Below are 15,497 nucleotides of genomic sequence, written 5' to 3'. Positions count from 1 at the left end.
TAATATGTAGAAACATTTTTAATACAATTTATTGGACTGATATCATAACAAATTTGAAAAGAAATAAGACAAATTAGTTAGAGCTATCATTATGTATGATATCTGACCTATTTCCTTTCTTAATCAAGAATTACCACACGATATGTCAATCGTAACCTGATGTATCGTATTACGATACTATATTATAGCGATAACACTATAGTTTAAATTAAAAGCTATACAGATAATTCACATATCTTTTTTCCATCAACACTAAAATAATGTAAAAAAACAAATGGTGATGATCTACTCAGAGTCACCAATATTAATTAAAATGAAAATACAAAAGATTTTTTGATCTGTATAAAATACGATCAATAATTAGAATTAAGATTCTTTATTGAGAGAACTTAACCAGTACAACTTCCACTGGAAATTCTAGAGAGTAATTGTAGATGTAGCTTATCAGTATTGAAACTCTAAAGGATTATATAGTTATATACCTAATGAATCCCAAATTTTATCTATATGAGCAGTGACAACAGGATCTTTCTTGATAGGCATGCCCCACATTCGTTTAGTTTCACCAGCCCACTTATTGGTCGCGTCTATCCCAATTTTTGATCCTAATCCGGAAACTGGAGAAGAAAAATCAAGATAATCAATTGGCATCTGATCCATCATGACTGTGTCACGTAGTGGATCCACTCGTGTAGTCATCGCCCAAATAACATCCTTCCAGTCCCGAGCATTAATATCATCATCACAGATTATGATAAACTTTGTATACATAAATTGCCGAAGAAACGACCACACTCCCATCATAATAACTTTTGCGTGACCAACATATTTCTTTCTAATAGTTAGAATTGCTAAGCGGTAGGAACATCCTTCTGGTGGAAGATAAAAATCAACAATCTCTGGAAACTGTTTTTGTAAAATAGGTATGAAGACCTCATTAAGTGCTACACCTAAAATCGATGGTTCATCTGGGGGGCGTCCAGTATAGGTAGAATGATATATTGCTGCATGACGTTGAGTGATGTGAGTAACAGTCAAAACAGGGAATTTATCTATTTCATTATAGTAGCCAGTGTGATCACCGTAAGGACCTTCAGATGCCATTTCACCTGGCTCAATATATCCCTCTAAAATAATTTCTGCTCTAGCTGGAACTTCTAAATCATTAGATATAGATTTAACAACTTCAGTATGTGCACCACGTATAAGCCCAGCAAATGAATATTCTGAAAAATTATCTGGAATTGGTACTACCGCTCCAAGTATAGTAGCTGGATCAGCTCCAAGCGCTACAGAAACAGGGAAACGCTTCTCATTATACTTCTGATTCCAATCCTGGAAATCTAATGCACCACTTCGATGAGGTAGCCATCGTATAATAAGCTTATTAGTGCTTATTACTTGCTGCCGATAAATAGCAAGATTTTGTCGTTCTTTATTTGGACCTCGTGTAATGGTTAACCCCCATGTCACTAACGGTGCTATATCGCCAGGCCAGCATCTCATTATTGGAAAACGCATTAAATCAACATCTTTCCCAAACCAAATTTTCTCTTGACAAGGAGCATTACGAAGACGCTTAGTTGTCATATTCAACGCTTGCTTCCAATGTGGAATTTTATTATAAAAATCGCGCAAACCACTGAATGGCTCAGGTTCTTTTAAAAAAGCGATTAAACGACCTACTTCACGCAAAGCTTGAAAATTTTTTTTCCCCATACCCATTGCTACACGATCAAGTGTACCAAATAAATTACATAAAACAGGCATATCATAACCTTTTGGATTTTCAAATAATAGAGCTGGTCCACCGAGTTGTAATACACGATCAGCAACTTCAGTCATTTCAAGATTAGGATCAATTACTTGTTTAATACGTCTTAATTCCCCCTTTTCTTCTAGAAAAGAAAGGAACTCTCGTAGGTCTTTATATTTCATAACTTACCAATTAATATCAAAAGTCATTTACTCATTTATAGTAATAATATTTTAAATAAGGTATAAAATAGATCATTTTATAGTATAGATATAAAAGTAATGATATATCTATTACTAATAATTTAAATAATAAAATTCTAATTTCCTCTAGAAAGACATACGAAAAATATAAAATCATAGTATTAAGAATGTTACTAACCAATTCTCTAGTCTAAAAAATAGAACGAATAGATTATAAGTAATAATTACTAATCTATTTTATAGATAATAATTGAGAAAAATAAATCATAATCCTTACATATATCTCTTTAATATCATATATTATAGTATTACATATGTAATATCTAATTTCTAGTTCTGTAGATAGATTGTAGAATGATTATTCTTACAATAACCGAAAGTGATAATTGTAATGTAATTATAAATCAATAGTCTATTTATTATTCTATTTTCAGTTATTTAGAGCTATATAAAACGTCAGTATGCTTTATGATGTCATCACATCATTTCTTTAATTATCTAATAAATACCTCTGTTCTAACATTCATATATTGCATGGTTTTATATACCAAGAAATAACTTAAAGAATAGTTGGATGCGTGTATACAAAAGAATTCTATTTTTTAAGAAGTTAGCAAGATATTACATATTTCATTTATATTCGTTAAATAATTTTTATCAATAGTTATATAAAATAAATCTACTTATGTTGGTGATATTAAGAAAAAAAGATCGATAAATGAATCACGCTCAGACAATAGGAGTGGATTGAAAAGAAGAAAATAGATTGTATTCAAGATAAAAGGATTAATATATGACAAATCAGACAATTAAATCACTATAATAAATTTAAGTAATGATACTTAAGTATGCTTTGAGCTTATACAATTAAGTCACGCATATCTTTCCATATTTCTTAGTTCTATAAATAACATATAAATTAATATGTTGTATATAATGGAATATCTAAGATCTATCTAAAAAATCTGTATTTAACCCTTGATATCATGTAGATCACAGATCTGAATTTAATATGTATTGATTACTAAAATATACAGTATAAATACTTATTCAGTAAAAATCTCTTGCCATAAATATAGAAGCTAAATACTTTAAATTCGATATAACTATGTAGGAATTAAGATACTCATCTCTTTTTACTCTCTATAAAATACAACATATATAAAGATAAATGCTTTAAACGACATAAAGCTCATCAAACAGAAACAAGGAAGATCCCTATGTCAGAACCCTTATACTATGACTCAGATCCGGCCGAAACAGGTGATTGGGTAGACTCAATAAGATCAGTAATACGTGTAGAAGGAGCTGAGCGTGCGAAATATTTGATTAATCAAGTATTAGAAGTTGCTCATACAAGTGGTATAAAGATACCTCTTCATCAATTAGATAATCGCTATGTAAATTCTATCCCAGTACAAGATGAACCAGAGTATCCCGGAGACATTATTTTAGAGGATAGAATTTGTTCTGCAGTACGCTGGAATGCAATTATAACTGTTTTACGAGCTTCACAAAAAAACTTAGGATTAGGTGGACATATAGCTTCCTTTCAGTCGGCTGCCACTTTATATGAAGTATGCTTTAATCATTTTTTCCGAGCAAGCACTGAAGAAGATGGTGGTGATCTCGTTTATTTTCAGGGTCACTCTTCTCCAGGTGTGTATGCTCGAGCCTTTCTTGAAGGACGCCTTAGTGAACAACAAATGAATAATTTTCGTCAGGAAGTAGCAGGGTGTGGCCTACCTTCTTATCCACACCCTCAACTAATGCCCAGTTTTTGGCAATTTCCAACTGTTTCAATGGGTTTAGGAGCTATAGGCGCTATTTATCAAGCTAAATTTTTAAAATACCTTCTAAATCGTAATCTAAAAGATACATCTAAACAAACAGTTTATGCTTTTCTTGGAGACGGTGAGATGGATGAACCAGAATCTAAGGGAGCCATTACAATAGCAACCAGAGAAAAATTAGATAACTTAATTTTTATCATTAACTGTAATCTTCAACGACTAGACGGTCCAGTCATAGGAAATGGAAAGATAATTAACGAATTGGCAGGGGTTTTTTCTGGGGCAGGATGGAAGGTAATCAAAGTAATCTGGGGCAGTAAATGGGACCCGCTGTTTTATAAAGATACTAGCGATAAACTAGTACAATTAATGAACGAAACTGTGGATGGTGACTACCAAACTTTTAAATCTAAAAATGGATCCTACATACGACAACATTTTTTCGGAAAGCATCCAGAAACATTAAAGATAGTAGAAGATATGACTGACGATGAAATCTGGTCTCTTGATCGAGGAGGTCATGATCCGAAAAAAATGTATGCTGCACTGAAACAAGCAAAAGAAACTCAAGGTCAGCCTGTAGTAATATTAGCTCATACCATTAAAGGTTATGGTATGGGTCCCATCGCTGAAGGTCAAAATATTGCTCACCAAGTAAAACAAATAAGCATAGAGCACCTGCGTGCTATACGTGACCGATTCAATATTCCAATTAATAATGATAAAATTAAAAACTTACCTTATCTAACTCTTGAAAAGAATTCAGATGAATACAATTATCTTCATAATCAACGAATTAAACTAGGTGGATACTTACCAGCACGTAAGGAAGTATTTAATACAACTATTTTAATACCAATATTAGAAAACTTTAACCATCTTTTAACTGAGCAATCTAAAGAAATATCAACTACTCTTGCATTTATACGAACATTAAATCTTTTGTTAAAAACTGATTCAATTAAGGAGAAACTAGTACCAATTATTGCTGACGAAGCGCGTACATTTGGTATGGAAGGTTTATTCCGTCAGATTGGTATATATAACTCAACTGGTCAGCAATATTGTCCACCAGACCGTGAGCAAGTTGCATATTATAAAGAAGAAAAAACAGGTCAAATCCTACAAGAAGGGATAAATGAGCTAGGAGCTGGAGCGTCATGGCTCGCTGCAGCTACATCATATAGTAGCAACAATCTACCTATGATCCCATTTTATATTTATTATTCCATGTTTGGTTTCCAGCGTATTGGTGATCTACTTTGGGCTGCTGGCGACCAGCAAGCACGCGGTTTCCTCATTGGTGGAACTGCAGGTCGAACGACTCTTAATGGAGAAGGGCTCCAACACGGAGATGGTCATAGCCACTTACACGCTCTGACTATTCCTAACTGTATTTCATGGGATCCAGCTTATGCTTATGAGATAGCAGTCATTATACATGACGGACTGACTCGTATGTATGGTGCCAAACAGGAGAACGTTTTTTATTATATCACTACAGGAAATGAAAAGTACCATATGCCAACAATGCCAAAAGGAGCCGAATACGGTATTCGAAAAGGTATCTACAAGATAGAAACTATAAGGGAGGAAAAAGGAGAAATACAACTTTTAGGATCAGGTTCTATCCTACGCCATGTTCGTATAGCAGCAAAAATTTTATCAGAACATTATAAAATTAGTTCAAGCGTATATAGTGTCACCTCATTTACAGAATTGGCTCGAGATGGCCAGAACTGTGAGCGATGGAATATGCTACATCCAATTTCAACACCTCATATACCATACATTACTCAGATTTTAAATGATAGACCAGCTATAGCTGTTACTGACTACATGAAGTTATTCGCTGAACAAGTACGTAACTTTATTCCCTCTAATATTTATCGTGTATTAGGGACTGATGGATTTGGTCTCTCAGATAGCCGGGAGAACCTACGTGATTATTTTGAAATTAGCGCCTATTACATAGTAGTTGCAGCACTTAGTGCACTAGCTGAAAATGGAGATATAAAGAAAAAAGTAGTAGCTGAGGCCATTGAAAAATTTGAAATTAATATTAATAAAATTAACCCGGCTTTGGCGTAAGAGGTAATAGGATATGGATATTAAGATACATGTGCCTGATATTGGAACAGATATCGCAGAAGTTACTGAAATCCTCGTGAAAGTTGGAGACCGAGTTACAATTGATCAATCAATTTTAACTGTTGAAACTGAAAAAACATCTATAGAAATTCCATCACCATGTACAGGAATAGTCCAAGAAATTAAAGTTAAAATTAGTGATCAAGTTAGCCCTGGCATGTTAGTCATGTTTTTTAATGTTGACTATGCACCAGAATTAGATGCATTAGATATAAAACCAAATAAAAAGATTCTATCTTCATCATTAATAACCTCAACCAAAGATGTTCATGCTACTCCTCTCATTCGCCGTTTAGCACGAGAATTAGGCATAGATCTATCTAAAATCCAAGGTAGTGGAAATAAAGAACGGATTTTAAAAGAAGATATAGACTATTATGTAAAGAATATAATGCAGCCTAATGAAGTATTTAAAGAAGACAATAAATTTATTTTGGGACAATTTTCATTACCAAACATTAACTATAATAGTTTTGGTGAAACTGAAGAAATTGAGCTCAGTCGAATCCAAAAACTCTCCGGTAACAACTTGCATCGTAATTGGATAACAATTCCACATGTAACTCATTTTGATAAAACCGATATTACTGAATTAGAGGTATTTCGTAAAAATCAAAATAATTTAATAGCTAAACAAAATATTAATGTGAAAATCACTCCAGTAGTGTTTATTATGAAAGCAATTGCTGTAGCTCTAGAGAAAATGCCATATTTTAATAGTTCACTATCTACGGATAGAAAAAAATTAATTTTAAAAAAATATATCAATATTGGTGTAGCAGTGGAAACAAAGCATGGCTTAATAGTTCCAGTCTTCCAGAAGGTGAAAACAAAAGGTATCCTGCAGTTGGCTCGTGAGTTAACTGAGGTTGCCGATAAAGCTCGTTTAAATAAATTAATTCCAAGCGATATCCATGGAGGTTGCTTTACAATTTCTAGTCTTGGTGGTTTAGGCACTACTTATTTTACACCGATTATTAACGCCCCAGAAGTTGCAATTCTAGGTGTCTCCAAATCTCAAATAGAACCAGTATGGAATGGTAAAAAATTTATACCACGCTTAATGATGCCTATTTCACTTTCTTTTGATCATCGTGTAATTGACGGTGCCGAGGCTGCACGATTTATTACGATAATTAAAAATACTGTAGCTGATATTCGTTATTTAATTATGTAAATAGATTTCTAGTTATAAAATTCTATGGTATGGGTGATGTAGATTAAGAAAAATTTTATATAAATAAACTATAATCAAATATTATAGTAGTCATTAAAAAATAGACTTATCTTATAGATTGTAATAAAGAGGTTCTAATGAGTAAAGAAATTCACACCCAAGTTGTGGTTCTTGGGGCTGGACCAGCAGGTTATTCCGCAGCATTTCGTGCAGCAGATTTAGGTCTTACAACAATTCTTGTTGAGCGTTATAGCAACTTAGGTGGCGTATGTCTTAATGTTGGGTGCATTCCATCAAAAACTTTATTACATATAGCTAAAGTTATAGGAGAATGGGATGCGCTTGCTATGCAAGGCATTGCTATAGGAAAACCACAATTAAACCTAGATAAAATTCGTGAATGGAAAACAAGGATCATCTCTCAGCTTACGAGTGGTCTAGCTAAATTAGCAGAAGCCCGTAAAGTTAATGTAGTACATGGTTTGGGAAAATTTACCAGTACACATGCAATAAAAGTCACTACAGAATCTAATGTAAGTACAATTATCAATTTTGATCATGCGATAATTGCAGCAGGCTCATCTGCTATAAACATACCATTGACTTCATATAAAGATGCACGCATTTGGGATTCTACCGATGCACTTCAACTTAAGGAAATACCAGATCATCTCTTAGTGATAGGAGGTGGGGCTATAGGTCTAGAAATCGGAACAATATATCATGCTTTAGGATCTAAAATTGATGTAATAGAAATATGTGATCAAGTAATACCTAATGTAGATAAAGATATCATTAAAACCTTTACTGGACAAATCTCAAAGAAATTTAACCTGATATTAGAAACCAAAGTCACGAATATAGAAGCAAAAAATGATGGGCTCTACGTTTTTATGACAGGGGGAAAAGCGCCATCTAAGCCACAGCGTTATGATGCTATACTTGTGGCAATTGGACGAAAACCTAACGGAAATTGTTTGGATCTTAATCAGGCTGGAGTAACGGTGAGTAATCGTGGTTTTATTTTAGTCGACAAACAGATGCGTACTAATGTCCCTCATATTTTTGCGATTGGCGACATAGTAGGTCAACCAATGTTAGCACATAAGGGCATACATGAAGGGCATATAGCTGCTGAAGTAATTGCCGGTAAAAAATATTACTTTGATCCAAAAGCAATTCCATCTATTGCTTATACAGATCCAGAGGTTGGTTGGGTAGGAGTGACTGAAAAAGAAGCAAAGGAACAGGGAATATGTTATGAAACTTCTATATTCCCTTGGACAGCCTCAGGTCGAGCTATAGCTTCTAACTGCGGAAATGGCATGACAAAATTAATTTTTGATAAAACCACGCATCGTATTATTGGTGGTGCAGTTGTTGGTGTAAATAGTGGTGAATTATTGGGTGAGATTACTTTAGCAATTGAGATGGGTTGTGATGCAGCAGATATCGCTTTAACTATTCATTCACATCCTACCTTACATGAATCAATTGGTCTTGCTTCTGAAATTTTTGAAGGTAGTATTACTGATTTACTCAATTTAAAAATATAACAAATATATACGATCTTTCACTCTCTCAAAATAGGTATAGATACTTAACTAATCAGTAAGTAAGTCAGAAAGAAAATTAAGTAATTTAATTAAGAGATGACTAATAGAATATGATAATTATAGAAATATATTTTTTAACAATTTAGATGAATATGCATTCTTAAAATATAATTAATTATTCTTGTTATCTTTTTACTACTAGTAAAACTACAATACTCTATCTTCTGAGGCCTCACTTATGAAACGAATTAAACATAATAAATTAATTATTTTAGGCTCTGGACCAGCTGGATATACTTCTGCTATCTATGCAGCACGAGCTAACTTAAATCCAGTGTTAATTACAGGATTCGAACAAGGCGGACAACTATCTACTACGACTGATGTTGAAAATTGGCCAGGTGATCCTGATAATTTAACAGGCCCACTTTTAATGCAGCGTATGCATCAACATGCATTAAAATTTAATACAGAAATAATATTTGACTACATTAATAGCATTGATCTATATCATCGTCCATTTTCTTTAATCGGAGACCAAAATCAGTATACTTCTGATGTATTAATTATTGCCACTGGAGCCTCGGCTCGATATCTTGGTCTTCCTTCAGAGGAAAAATTTAAAGGACGCGGTGTATCTTCTTGCGCAACTTGTGACGGATTCTTTTATCGTAATCAAAAAGTGGCAGTAGTTGGTGGGGGTAATACAGCGGTAGAAGAGGCGCTCTATTTAGCAAATATTGCTTCTGAAGTCCATCTAGTTCACCGTCGAGATAGCTTTCGTGCTGAAAAAATCCTAATGGATCGTTTAAATACAAAAATTAAGAAGGAGAATATTTTCCTGCATACAAACTATAGATTAGCAGAAATCTTAGGAGATGAAAATGGTGTTCATGGCATACGTCTTTGTTCAACTCAAAGTGACACTACCAAAGATATAGTGGTGAAAGGTGTATTTATTGCTATTGGACATAGTCCCAATACCTCTATTTTTAAGAATCAGTTAGAGCTGAAAAATGGCTATATTGTAGTACGATCAGGAAGTAATGGTAATGCTACTCAAACTAGTATCGATGGAGTATTTGCCGCTGGAGATGTAATTGACCATGTTTACCGTCAAGCTATTACCTCTGCAGGAACCGGCTGCATGGCAGCACTTGATGCAGAACGCTATCTTGATGGGCTCACTTCATGATTCATATAGGTATATGAACTATTTAATAGTTAATCTATATAAACTCTAACATACATCAGAGTAATCTCTTTACTGCTCCTTAGCAGATAGAGATCTTTTCATGAACTTAATTGATCCTCTGATATAATGCATTATTCACCTAATTTATGAAATTAATACAAAAGGTCTATATAAATCCAAACAAGAATATTTATTTCAAAATAAATCTGATTTATAGGTATAAGCCTATACATAAACATGTAATTACTATTACATTATTCATAGTAAAAAGGAGAATTAGTAAATATTTATACACCTTATGCTAACCTTTATTACTTCTATCAACTTTTAGTTACTCATTAAATTATACGATAATAAAGTCAGTTAAATCTTATTAACCCTATCATATATAAAATTATAAAATAATTTATAATATCTAGATATATATAATAAACCAAGTGATTAGAGGTAAAGAAATGATCTAGATTAAAATTTTTTGGATAAAAATAGACCAATATCAATATTATTCATCTTTAATATTCAAAGATAGTTTGAAAATACTTCACTTATAAAACACATGAAATAAAATAAATATGTGTGAATAAAAGAATTATGTTGAATAACATATAAAATGGAAAATTTTAAGATAATATTTCATGAGTATCAAACTGTGATCTAATTAAAATCTATCATCTATTGTCTACAATCAAAATATGTTAATAAAGATAAAAATATTAATATTTTAAGATTTAAGAAACGCTAAAAAATAAAAAATAAATATAAAATCATTAATTAGACCAGTCTAGACTAGAATCGATAATAGATTAAATTCCTAAGATCACTAATATCTAAAGGTAATATAGGAACGCCACTGTCTGTATCCGATAATATTTATAAAGCAATATGATTATTATCATAAGAATGAAGTAAATTTTTTCTAATGAATTGATGTAAAATTCAACTTTTAAGGCGATACAATGAATATTCAAAATTTAATTAAATGCAGAGTTAGTAGTGCAATGATCTCGGTAGGTGCTTCAATATATTACGATCCTCAAGTTCGTCGATCAGAACGGACACAATTTGGACATTACCAAGTAAATGGCATTATGGCTTTAGCCAAGAATCTTCATGTATCGCCACGACAATTAGCAAACAAAGTTCTATGTCAATTAAATTTAGATCATTTTACTAACAAAGTTGAAATTGCTGGATCAGGATTTATTAATATTTTTCTTGATCCTCAGTGGCTATCGGAACAAATTGATAATATCTTAGAAGAAGAAAATCTTGGAATCAAGGTGAATAATAAACAGACTATAGTTATAGATTACTCTTCACCAAACGTAGCTAAGGAAATGCATGTCGGTCATCTAAGATCTACAATTATCGGTGATGCCATGGCTCGCACTTTAGAGTTCCTCGGACATAAAGTTATTCGAGCAAATCATATTGGTGATTGGGGCACTCAATTTGGCATGCTTATTGCTTTTTTAGAAGAAAAAACAAATAAAAATCATAAAGATATTCAACTGGCAGATCTAGATATATTTTATCGCAACGCTAGAAAACTCTATGATAATGATCTTAAATTTGCTGAACGCGCTCGTAACTATGTTGTAAAATTACAGAATGGTAATGAATATTGTCGAAGAATATGGCAACAGTTAGTTGATATAACTATGATAGAAAATCAGATCATCTATAATAGAATGAATATAACCCTAACCCATCAAGATATTATGGGAGAAAGTTTCTATAATAATATGATGCCAGATATTGTATCTGATCTTCAGGATCAAGGATTAGCGGTAGAAAATCAAGGAGCGATTGTAGTGTTCTTAGACAAGTATAAGAATGATAACAATGAAGCATCTGGAGTCATTATTCAAAAGAAAGATGGTGGTTATCTCTATACCACAACTGATATTGCTTGTGTAAAATACCGCTATGAAACTCTTAAAGCTCATCGTATTCTGTATTATATTGATTCACGTCAAAATCAGCATCTTTTACAAGCTTGGACGATTGCACGTAAAGCCGGTTATATCCCAGAACATTTACAACTAGAGCATCACATGTTTGGCATGATGCTCGGTCAGGATGGAAAACCTTTTCAAACCCGTCGTGGTCATACTATTAAACTATCTTACTTACTAGATGAAGCTATAGATCGTGCTACTAAAATAGTATCGGATAAAAATCCAGATATGCCTAACAAAGAGATTCAGGAATTAGCCCGTATTATCGGGATTGGTGCATTAAAGTATGCAGATCTCTCAAAAAATCGTATGACTAACTATATATTCGATTGGAATCAGATGCTGTCATTAACAGGAAATACCGCGCTTTATATACAATATGCTTTTACACGTGTTCTATCACTATTCCGTAAAGCACGTATTAATAAAGAAACAGTGTTAAGAGGTTCAACAAATATAGTGCATCATCGTGAAATAGATCTTGCTGTCTGTCTATTACAGTTCGATGAAATAATAAATCAAGTAGCTTCTGATGGAATGCCACATCTTATGTGCTCTTATTTGTATAAGTTAGCAAGTCTTTTTTCTAACTTTTATGAGGAGTGTCCAATTCTTTATGCAAGTGACGAAAAAACTCAACAAAGCCATCTACGTTTAGCTCTACTAACTTCAAGAACCATTAAAACAGGGTTAAGATTATTAGGCATTGATACGGTAGAACACATGTAGATATATTAACAAATCACTAGTAGTAAATTTTATTTAGGCTATTCAACGTACTAAATCTCTTCTTCATACAACATATATAGATAAAGAAAAATTGATCTGATGATCATAAGATCTCATGATAATTAAAGCAGAGCTATATAAAATTAAGAGTTGTTATTAATAATTTAAAGAAGTAATAAAAACCAATGCGTAAAATAAATATAGCTATATAATCGGTTATTTAGTGCATACTCAACTCATATGAAATGTATGAAAATAATTCAACTATATTATAAGTAGAATTATCAGATATTAGTTAGTTTTCTCTTCTCCGTTCAATTACAATGCCAACTTGTTGTGCTTCCAATACCGCACCAGGTTTACTAACTTTAATACGAACCCATTTAGAAGAGTAATTATGAAGCAGCATCATTGCGACTTCTTCTGCTACACGTTCAATTAATGCAAATCTACCTTGACTAACAAAGGTAGTAATCGTTCTAGATACATCAGAATAATTAAGACAATCATTTATATCATCACTTAAAGCTGCTTTACGGTGATCCCATTCCATGTCTACGTTTAATAATAATTTTTGTTTTATAATTTTTTCCCAATCATAAATTCCAATAGTAGTAATAATACTTAGTTGATCAATATATAAAATATCCATACTCCATCTCTCTATGACTATCATGAGTTATTTAATTTATCCTAAACAGGATATTTGTATTATTCAATTAGTTCTAAACCAAATGAGACGATATCTGTTAACTTTAATTAGTATCATTTTTTATACATAGCTTGATATATCTATGTGATCATCATGATTAAAAAATATGCAATAGTTTTTAACTATTTGATTTATCTTAGATCCGCTTAGCATTAACTATATATGCATCTATCAATTATTAAGTATCTATTCAGATCAAAAAATAAAAGTAAAGAAATGATCAAGTGTATCTATAAATCATTATAATGACTGATTCTCCTTCTAGTTGAAACCATTAATATACCTGTTCTAGTTCTTATAGAGCTAACTCTAATCAATCCTATTAATTTTATTTATGTATAATAAATATTCATCTTTAATATGATTTTTCAATAGAAAATACTTATTTATCAATAAAATATATGTATTCCACTATTTGTAGAATATAATTCTATGCACTTTATTACTATATTACTACTCATATCTATTCATATTCCTATTCTTTGAGTAAATAGTGTAATCAATATTTATTGGACATTAAATAAGATTCGATTAACTCTTTTATTTTAATTCAAACCATCTTAGTCATAAGAATGGAATGATGTTACTATAGAAACAAACGAAAATATAATGTTAGATTGAAGGCAAATCCGATAACAACCATTTAGGGTGAACGGTAATACCAAGGTTAGAATCGATTACTGTGCTATTAAAACGAATCATACCTGCATAAGCAATCATGGCACCATTATCAGTGCAAAATTCTGGACGAGCGTAAAAAATCTTTTCCCCACGTTGTTTAATAATCTTATTGATTTTTCTGCGCAATGCACGATTTGCACCAACCCCACCTGCAATCACTAATCGCTTAAAACCAGTCTGATCTAAAGCCCTACAACACTTTATTAATAATGTATCAACTACTGCGTCCTCAAAAGCACAAGCGATATCTGAATATGTTTGTCTACTATTATCATGCTTGCATAGAGTACGGGCTACACAGGTCTTTAGTCCAGAAAAACTAAAATTTAACCCAGGTTTCTTAGTCATTGGACGAGGAAAAATAAAACGATTCTTTACACCATGTTGAGCCATATCAGATAATATCGGTCCACCTGGATAACCTAATCCTAAAAGCTTAGCCGTTTTATCAAATGCCTCTCCTGCTGCATCATCAAGTGACTGTCCCATTAAAGTATATTTACCAAAATCCGTGACAGCTATTAACTGAGTATGACCACCAGAAACCAATAATGCTACAAATGGAAACAATGGTCGATCCTCTTCTAACATAGGAGAAAGAAGATGACCTTCCATATGATGTATAGCGATGGAAGGAACATTCCAAGAAAATGCCAGTGAGCAAGCAATACAGGCCCCTACTAACAAAGAACCAACGAGACCAGGGCCGGCCGTATAAGCGACTGCATTAATATCTTTTCCATTTAAACCTGATTCTTGTAAAGCTGCCTGGATCAATGGCACTATTTTACTCATATGATCACGAGAGGCTAATTCCGGAACTACACCACCATAATGAGAATGTAGTTTTGCTTGACTATAAAGTTGATTGGACAGTAGTCCTAAATCAGAATCATAAATAGCAATACCAGTATCATCACAGGATGTTTCAATACCAAGTACACGCATAAGTTGTTCTCTTTTTATTTTAACGTCAACCATAAAGATCTGATCTATATGGCACAACAAAATTATAGCGAAAATAGCAGGTCTTTTCATTTAATTTTATAGAGCTGCTAAGGCCTTGTTTAGTCTAAAAATTACGTTTATTTAACCTAATATTCATATAAAATATTATCTATAGATAAATCGTTTACTGATAATCAGACTTGTCTATGAGACATATGATACTATATTGTCTTATAATACAACCTATGTTAGAGTCAATTACAACAATTTATTAATATTGTCTTAAAATAAATAACAACTAAATGTTTTGAGGTGAGAAGTACATGCCGGTGATCAAAGTACGTGAAAATGAACCATTCGATATCGCACTACGTCGATTTAAACGCTCTTGTGAAAAAGCAGGAGTATTGGCCGAAGTCCGTCGTCGTGAATTTTATGAAAAACCAACTACTGAGCGTAAACGAGCCCAAGCATCTGCAGTAAAACGTTATGCAAAAAAACTAGTACGTGAAAATATACGTCGCGCGCGTCTTTATTAATTAATTAGAAGATTTATCTGAAAATTTAAAAATAAAATGTATTTTCTAAGCCGTGCTTCTCTTAAAGAAGCACGTATTAGTTCTCTTGAATCATAG

General features: G+C 32.5%; 9 protein-coding genes. 6 read left to right on the top strand and 3 right to left on the bottom strand.

Features of this window, described 5'->3' with window-relative positions; translation table 11 throughout:
• Positions 1-474: 474 nt before the first annotated feature.
• A complete protein-coding gene (gene ubiD / locus ERCIPICE3303_RS01510; RefSeq protein WP_157990981.1) occupies positions 475-1,938 on the bottom strand; it encodes a 4-hydroxy-3-polyprenylbenzoate decarboxylase in 1,464 nt (487 codons plus the stop codon).
• Between the two features lie 1,241 nt (positions 1,939-3,179).
• On the opposite strand from ubiD, the gene aceE reads away from it, so the two are divergent.
• The 5 genes from aceE to argS all read left to right on the top strand — a co-directional run bounded on the left by aceE (position 3,180) and on the right by argS (position 12,521).
• The gene (gene aceE, locus ERCIPICE3303_RS01505) at positions 3,180-5,843 is read left to right on the top strand and encodes a pyruvate dehydrogenase (acetyl-transferring), homodimeric type (protein WP_157990980.1); all 2,664 of its coding nucleotides are present in this window, start codon (positions 3,180-3,182) and stop codon (positions 5,841-5,843) included.
• Between the two features lie 13 nt (positions 5,844-5,856).
• The gene (locus ERCIPICE3303_RS01500) at positions 5,857-7,080 is read left to right on the top strand and encodes a 2-oxo acid dehydrogenase subunit E2 (RefSeq protein ID WP_157990979.1); all 1,224 of its coding nucleotides are present in this window, start codon (positions 5,857-5,859) and stop codon (positions 7,078-7,080) included.
• Positions 7,081-7,217: 137 nt separating this feature from the next.
• Positions 7,218-8,636 (top strand): dihydrolipoyl dehydrogenase, encoded by a 1,419-nt coding sequence (gene lpdA, locus ERCIPICE3303_RS01495; RefSeq protein WP_157990978.1) that lies wholly within the window; start codon positions 7,218-7,220, stop codon positions 8,634-8,636.
• Between the two features lie 238 nt (positions 8,637-8,874).
• Positions 8,875-9,831, top strand: a complete 957-nt coding sequence (gene trxB / locus ERCIPICE3303_RS01490; protein ID WP_157990977.1) for a thioredoxin-disulfide reductase — start codon at positions 8,875-8,877, stop codon at positions 9,829-9,831.
• Positions 9,832-10,787: 956 nt separating this feature from the next.
• On the top strand, positions 10,788-12,521 hold the full coding sequence (gene argS, locus ERCIPICE3303_RS01485) for an arginine--tRNA ligase (RefSeq protein WP_157990976.1): 1,734 nt from the start codon (positions 10,788-10,790) through the stop codon (positions 12,519-12,521).
• Between the two features lie 295 nt (positions 12,522-12,816).
• Here the strand turns inward: argS and folB are convergent, their stop codons facing one another.
• Entirely contained in the window at positions 12,817-13,173 is a 357-nt protein-coding gene (gene folB / locus ERCIPICE3303_RS01480) for a dihydroneopterin aldolase (RefSeq protein ID WP_157990975.1), read from the bottom strand.
• A gap of 672 nt (positions 13,174-13,845) precedes the next feature.
• Positions 13,846-14,862 carry a tRNA (adenosine(37)-N6)-threonylcarbamoyltransferase complex transferase subunit TsaD gene (tsaD, locus tag ERCIPICE3303_RS01475; protein ID WP_157991297.1) on the bottom strand — a complete coding sequence of 339 codons (1,017 nt, stop codon included), beginning with the start codon at positions 14,860-14,862 and terminating at the stop codon, positions 13,846-13,848.
• Between the two features lie 323 nt (positions 14,863-15,185).
• Between tsaD and rpsU the strand changes: the two genes are divergently transcribed.
• Entirely contained in the window at positions 15,186-15,401 is a 216-nt protein-coding gene (rpsU, locus tag ERCIPICE3303_RS01470; RefSeq protein ID WP_157990974.1) for a 30S ribosomal protein S21, read from the top strand.
• The last annotated feature ends 96 nt before the right edge of the window (positions 15,402-15,497 follow it).

It is taken from the genome of Candidatus Erwinia haradaeae, from assembly GCF_900699015.1.
In the GTDB taxonomy this organism is placed as follows: domain Bacteria; phylum Pseudomonadota; class Gammaproteobacteria; order Enterobacterales; family Enterobacteriaceae; genus Erwinia_E; species Erwinia_E haradaeae_E.
Note: the sequence above shows the minus strand (reverse complement) of the source record. Positions and strands in the feature narration are given on the sequence as shown.